The following is a 6,524-nucleotide window of genomic DNA, read 5'->3' on the forward strand; positions in this document are numbered from 1 at the left end:
CCGGGCTCACAACGAAACCATCCGCATTGCATGGTCGGGCGGGGCACGTGACTGTGGCTCAGCCGGGTGTTCAACTCGTCCCATGCACCCGGACGCCCATAGTCGATGCGTTCGGACAACATCCATACCAGCCTATGCCACCCGCAGCCTTCTATCCGCCACCGCCACCTCATTCGCGGCAGCAAGCCCACCGGCAGTCCACGCCGAGTGTCTTAGCCTGGATCCACCGATGTAGAAGCGGCGTTGGTGAGCGTGGGGGCATGAGAATGCCCCTCTGACCTGGGAAGATGCGACTTATCTAAGGTCCGTATCGCCAGCTCAAGAGGGGCATCTCGTAGATGCAACTGTCTCATACCCATTCCGTGACTTCCGCGAGGTTCGACGAGCCCAATCTCGTATCGTCAGCCGGCCTGGTCCCGCTGGTCGCGCTGGCTGACAGAGCCGGTCTACGCGAGTTGGGCGATGAGCACCTGAGCGTGCCGGGTGACAAGGGCGCCAACGCGGGCCTGAAGCTGTCCTCGCTGGTGGCGGGCATGGCCACCGGCGCCGACAGCATCGATGACATGGCCGTGCTTCGCCACGGCGCGATGGGCAAGATCTTCGACCGCCCCTACGCGCCCTCGACGTTGGGCTCGTTCCTGCGCACGTTCACCTTTGGTCATGTCCGCCAGGGCGACGCGGTGGCATCCCGGTTCCTCATCAACCTCGCCGCGGACAGCGCACTGCTCGGCGACCAGCAGGAGGGCAGCGACACCGTGATGGTCGATATCGACGACACCATCATCGAAGTCCACGGCTACGCCAAACAGGGCGCATCGTTCGGCTACTCCGGAGTCCGGGGCCTGAACGCGCTGCTGGCAACCGTCTCGGCCGGGGACTTCGCGCCGGTGATCGCCGCCCAGCGACTGCGAAAGGGCAGCGCTGGCTCGGCGCGTGGCGCGGCCCGGCTGGCCATCGACGCACTGGCCCTGGTGAGCCGCACCCAACTCGCCGGCCGTGACGTGTTGGTGCGCACCGACTCGGCGTTCTACTCCCACGCGATGGTCGCCTCGGTGCTCGGCACCGGGGCTCAGGTATCGATCACTGCGCGGATGGACCAGCCTGTCAAGCGAGCCATCGCAGCCATCGCCGACGACGCCTGGCAGCCGATCAAGTACACCGAGGCCATCTACGACCAAGACACCGACCGGTGGATCTCTCGGGCTGAAGTCGCCGAGATCCCCTTCACTGCGTTCTCCTCCCGCAAGAAGGCCGAGCAGATCCCCGGCCGGCTGGTGGTCCGTCGCATCCCCGAGCTCAACCCCAACAAGAGCGACGGCCAGGCGACACTGTTCGACCTCTGGCGCTTCCACGCCTTCTTCACCACCACCCCGTCCACCGAGCGCGACACCGTCGTTGCCGACCAGGTCCACCGCCGTCACGCGATCATCGAGAACGTCAACGCCGACCTCAAAGCCTCCGCGCTGGCCCACATGCCCTCGGGAGTGTTCAACGCCAACGCCGCCTGGCTCATCTGCGCCGTGATGGCCTTCAACCTCACCCGCGCCGCCGCCACCCTCACCCAGACGCCCTCACTGCTGCGAGCCACGACCCCCACGATCCGGCGCAAGCTCATCAACATCCCCGCCCGGGTCGCCAGCACCGCGCGACGACTACATCTGCACCTACCGCTCAACTGGCCATGGGCACAGGCCTGGGTCGCGCTCTACGACGCCGTGTTCCCCGCCCGAGCCCCGGCGCCTTGACCCCCTCTTCCTGCCCCTCCGACCGAAAGCCAAGTGGAAATGCCGGACAGACCGGCTACTGCCGCGCGCCTTCAACCGCCCACATCACGCCAGCGCCGATTCAGGACCCGGCGCCCAGCCCATCGGTGGATCGAGGCTTAGGCCAACCGAGCGGTGGCCAGTTCGCCGAGTTGCCCCGCGTCACCTCAGATGTGGCCCTGCAACTTGCGCCTTAAGCCACCGTCGTCGGCAGATGACTCGATTCGGACATCGCAGCGCACATGTCACAAGAGTCCCCGTTTGACCGCTCACCGGGGCAAGCCGCCCGCAAGCCCCTGGCCGTGGTGCACTCGGCTACCCACTGGGTGCCACGCACCTGCGTCGCCGGCGTGGCTGGCCTCCGACGCCCGCGCCTGGCACGACCCATACCGGGGAGCATTCGGCTTCGTCGGTGAGGACTCCCACTGGGCGGGCAGTGAACTGACCCGCGCCCACCCCTCCGAAATGCCGTACGACTTGCCCGAGCCGATGGCCCGTCGCGGACCCGGATGGCGCAAAGGCTGCATCCAGCGCTGGAACCGCGGACTCGACGCCGATGAACTTGCACACCTGGACGAAATCGGACTGGCAGGAGACCTGCAGACGGCGGCAACCTTCGCCGGCAACAACGCTACCGAGTGCGCCCGGTGGGTGCCGGCCGGTAAAGACGAGCCCGACTTCGGGGCCTACCTGGACCGCAACCTCGGCCCCGCCGGCATCGCCGACTGCGTGCGGGCCGGTGTGGACCTGGAGCAGGTGCGTACCGCCTATGACAGAAGTGTCGAACTTGGACAGTCCCGCACATAGCCGCCCGCATGTGGCACGTGCCGGTCCGGTCCGCACACCTGGCCGGCCAGCATGCAGGCCGAACTGCCCAGGGCTTTGTCAACCGACTCCGACGCCGTGCGGCTGGTCTTCGGCACCGATGTCCTGCGACTTAACACAAGTCATCGAACTCGACCGTTATCGAACTCGAGTTGAACTTGTGCCCGGTCAGGGGCGGCCGGCCATCGGCAGCACGTTGGTCCACCATGCCGTTACGTGTTCTACCGTTGAACCTGGCCGGGGAGACTGCACCCGCATGCCGTTCCCGGCGTAGATTGCCACGTGGTAGATGCCACTGGCCTGCCCGTTGTTGGAGTAGAAGATCAGATCGCCGGGTCGCCTCTGGTCCAAAGGCACTTTGTTGACGGCGTCGTACTGTTCCCTGGAGGTACGCGGCAGGTTGACCCCGGCGTTCTGGTATGCCCGCATAGTCAGGCCGGAGCAGTCATATCCGTTCGGGCCGGCACCACCCCACTGGTAGGGCGTACCAAGTTGGCCCATGGCCCAGTTCAGCGCGGCCTGGCCGGTGCTGGCAGCGGACCCGCCGGTGCCGCCATTGCTGCCACCGCTGTTACCCGAGTCCTCGCTGCCAGAGTCACCGTTACCGGAGCCGCCATCGTCCGAAGGAGGGGTGGTCGGGCTCGGACTCGGACTTGGGCTCGGGCTCGGACTCGGGCTTGGACTTGGGCTCGGACTTGGTGAAGGGGTGGAGTCCCCGGGGCCATCGGAACTGTCGTCTTCGGACTCAGCACGTCCCGAGTCCGCGGAGTCGTCGGAAGCAGCAGAGCCCTCATCAGCAGAGTCGACACCACCGGAGTCCTCACCAGTTGCGTCTGCGGAGACATCCGATTCCGATGCCGCCGGCTGCACGTTCAGCGCTGCGGCTGCCGCGGCATTCTCCCGCTCCCGCCGCTGCTGCTCCAGCCCATCCTGACGTTGCTCCTCGAGTTCGTAGGAGGTCTGGCGCAACTGCGCCAACTCCCCGATCAGCACGCCGCGTTGGGCCTGGGTGTCCTGTTGGGTCTGTTCGGCGTGTGCGACTGCCTGCTCGGCCTCGTCGTGGGCGATCTCGAGTTCGGCCGCCACCTCGGCCTGCTCGGCAAGCGCTTCCTCGGCGCGCAGGTGCATCAGCGCGGCAATGATCTCAGCGGCGTCCAACCGCTGGAACGCATCGTCTGCACCGCCCCCAAGCCGATCGAAGGCGGAGGCCCGGTAGAGCACATCGCTGACTCCGCTGGAGGAGACCAACATCTCCAGGTGGCCCAGCCCACCGTTGTCGCGATAGGCGGCCATGGCCAGGCGGGCCACGTCCTGGCTGGCCACCAGCAACTCGGCATCCGCGCGCTCGGCGTCGGCGGCGGCAGTTTGCGCAGCGGCCTCGGCGTCCTGCAGGTCGACCACGGCCTGGTTGTACTGGTCGGTGGCGATCGCCGCGTCCTGCTGCGCGGTCTCCACGTCAGCCGCGTTGGCGGCCAGTTGTACCTCAAGCTGTGCTACCTGCCCGGCAGTACCCTCGACCTGCCGCCAGGACTGGTCGATCTCATCTTCGCTGGGGATCTGCGGACTAGCAGCCGCTGAGCCGACACCGAGCCCGACGCCCAACAGAAGCGCAGAAACGAATGCCACACCACGACGTGCGGGCCGCGCTGAACCCATACCGCTCCATCCCGAGAGAAACTGCGCCTAGTGCTTCGGCGTGTCGTGTTGACCTGTCACATGCACACCGTAGGGCACACCAATAGCTTTGTGAACATCTACACCGATATTCACATTTATCACATCTAGCACACGTCCCTCGTCGGCCTCATTGGACTGGAGCGCCGGTTTCAGTGGGATCCGGTCCCAAGCGGGTGGGCGCAGTTCAGCGGGTTTTGCAACTGAACCGTACTGGGTTCGGTGGAGACTCCAGACCTTGGAAGCGAGGATGGAGTCATGGCGAACAAACAGACCGCTGGAGGGCCGCCGGCACGTCGGTACAGCGAGGAGTAGCAGGCCGTTGCGGTGCGGATGGTGCGCACCCTGCGGACCGCTGGCACGCAATAGCGGTCTACTTAGCCTCGATCCACCGATGGGCTGGGCGCCGGGTCCTGAATCGGCGCTGGCGTGATGTGGGCGGTTGAAGGCGCGCGGCAGTAGCCGGTCTGTCCGGCATTTCCACTTGGCTTTCGGTCGGAGGGGCAGGAAGAGGGGGTCAAGGCGCCGGGGCTCGGGCGGGGAACACGGCGTCGTAGAGCGCGACCCAGGCCTGTGCCCATGGCCAGTTGAGCGGTAGGTGCAGATGTAGTCGTCGCGCGGTGCTGGCGACCCGGGCGGGGATGTTGATGAGCTTGCGCCGGATCGTGGGGGTCGTGGCTCGCAGCAGTGAGGGCGTCTGGGTGAGGGTGGCGGCGGCGCGGGTGAGGTTGAAGGCCATCACGGCGCAGATGAGCCAGGCGGCGTTGGCGTTGAACACTCCCGAGGGCATGTGGGCCAGCGCGGAGGCTTTGAGGTCGGCGTTGACGTTCTCGATGATCGCGTGACGGCGGTGGACCTGGTCGGCAACGACGGTGTCGCGCTCGGTGGACGGGGTGGTGGTGAAGAAGGCGTGGAAGCGCCAGAGGTCGAACAGTGTCGCCTGGCCGTCGCTCTTGTTGGGGTTGAGCTCGGGGATGCGACGGACCACCAGCCGGCCGGGGATCTGCTCGGCCTTCTTGCGGGAGGAGAACGCAGTGAAGGGGATCTCGGCGACTTCAGCCCGAGAGATCCACCGGTCGGTGTCTTGGTCGTAGATGGCCTCGGTGTACTTGATCGGCTGCCAGGCGTCGTCGGCGATGGCTGCGATGGCTCGCTTGACAGGCTGGTCCATCCGCGCAGTGATCGATACCTGAGCCCCGGTGCCGAGCACCGAGGCGACCATCGCGTGGGAGTAGAACGCCGAGTCGGTGCGCACCAACACGTCACGGCCGGCGAGTTGGGTGCGGCTCACCAGGGCCAGTGCGTCGATGGCCAGCCGGGCCGCGCCACGCGCCGAGCCAGCGCTGCCCTTTCGCAGTCGCTGGGCGGCGATCACCGGCGCGAAGTCCCCGGCCGAGACGGTTGCCAGCAGCGCGTTCAGGCCCCGGACTCCGGAGTAGCCGAACGATGCGCCCTGTTTGGCGTAGCCGTGGACTTCGATGATGGTGTCGTCGATATCGACCATCACGGTGTCGCTGCCCTCCTGCTGGTCGCCGAGCAGTGCGCTGTCCGCGGCGAGGTTGATGAGGAACCGGGATGCCACCGCGTCGCCCTGGCGGACATGACCAAAGGTGAACGTGCGCAGGAACGAGCCCAACGTCGAGGGCGCGTAGGGGCGGTCGAAGATCTTGCCCATCGCGCCGTGGCGAAGCACGGCCATGTCATCGATGCTGTCGGCGCCGGTGGCCATGCCCGCCACCAGCGAGGACAGCTTCAGGCCCGCGTTGGCGCCCTTGTCACCCGGCACGCTCAGGTGCTCATCGCCCAACTCGCGTAGACCGGCTCTGTCAGCCAGCGCGACCAGCGGGACCAGGCCGGCTGACGATACGAGATTGGGCTCGTCGAACCTCGCGGAAGTCACGGAATGGGTATGAGACAGTTGCATCTACGAGATGCCCCTCTTGAGCTGGCGATACGGACCTTAGATAAGTCGCATCTTCCCAGGTCAGAGGGGCATTCTCATGCCCCCACGCTCACCAACGCCGCTTCTACATCGGTGGATCCAGGCTAAGACACTCGGCGTGGACTGCCGGTGGGCTTGCTGCCGCGAATGAGGTGGCGGTGGCGGATAGAAGGCTGCGGGTGGCATAGGCTGGTATGGATGTTGTCCGAACGCATCGACTATGGGCGTCCGGGTGCATGGGACGAGTTGAACACCCGGCTGAGCCACAGTCACGTGCCCCGCCCGACCATGCAATGCGGATGGTTTCGTTGTGAGCCCGG

The 6,524-nt window shown here is 66.3% G+C and carries 4 protein-coding genes; 2 read left to right on the plus strand and 2 right to left on the minus strand.

The window, feature by feature from the left end:
• The first annotated feature begins 338 nt into the window (after positions 1 to 338).
• On the plus strand, positions 339 to 1,745 hold the full coding sequence (locus ACPL7H_RS19190; protein WP_424798336.1) for an IS1380 family transposase: 1,407 nt from the start codon (positions 339 to 341) through the stop codon (positions 1,743 to 1,745).
• A gap of 483 nt (positions 1,746 to 2,228) precedes the next feature.
• The gene (locus tag ACPL7H_RS19195) at positions 2,229 to 2,570 is read left to right on the plus strand and encodes a hypothetical protein (protein ID WP_424789169.1); all 342 of its coding nucleotides are present in this window, start codon (positions 2,229 to 2,231) and stop codon (positions 2,568 to 2,570) included.
• Between the two features lie 186 nt (positions 2,571 to 2,756).
• On the opposite strand, the gene ACPL7H_RS19200 is transcribed toward ACPL7H_RS19195, so the two are convergent.
• Complete coding sequence (locus ACPL7H_RS19200) at positions 2,757 to 4,214, minus strand: NlpC/P60 family protein (RefSeq protein WP_424789168.1); 1,458 nt, start codon at positions 4,212 to 4,214, stop codon at positions 2,757 to 2,759.
• A 565-nt stretch (positions 4,215 to 4,779) separates the two neighbouring features.
• Positions 4,780 to 6,186 (minus strand): IS1380 family transposase, encoded by a 1,407-nt coding sequence (locus tag ACPL7H_RS19205; RefSeq protein WP_424798336.1) that lies wholly within the window; start codon positions 6,184 to 6,186, stop codon positions 4,780 to 4,782.
• Positions 6,187 to 6,524: the final 338 nt, after the last annotated feature.

Origin of the sequence: Pseudactinotalea sp. Z1732 (genome assembly GCF_049724975.1) — a bacterium.
GTDB lineage: Bacteria > Actinomycetota > Actinomycetes > Actinomycetales > Beutenbergiaceae > CALKWS01.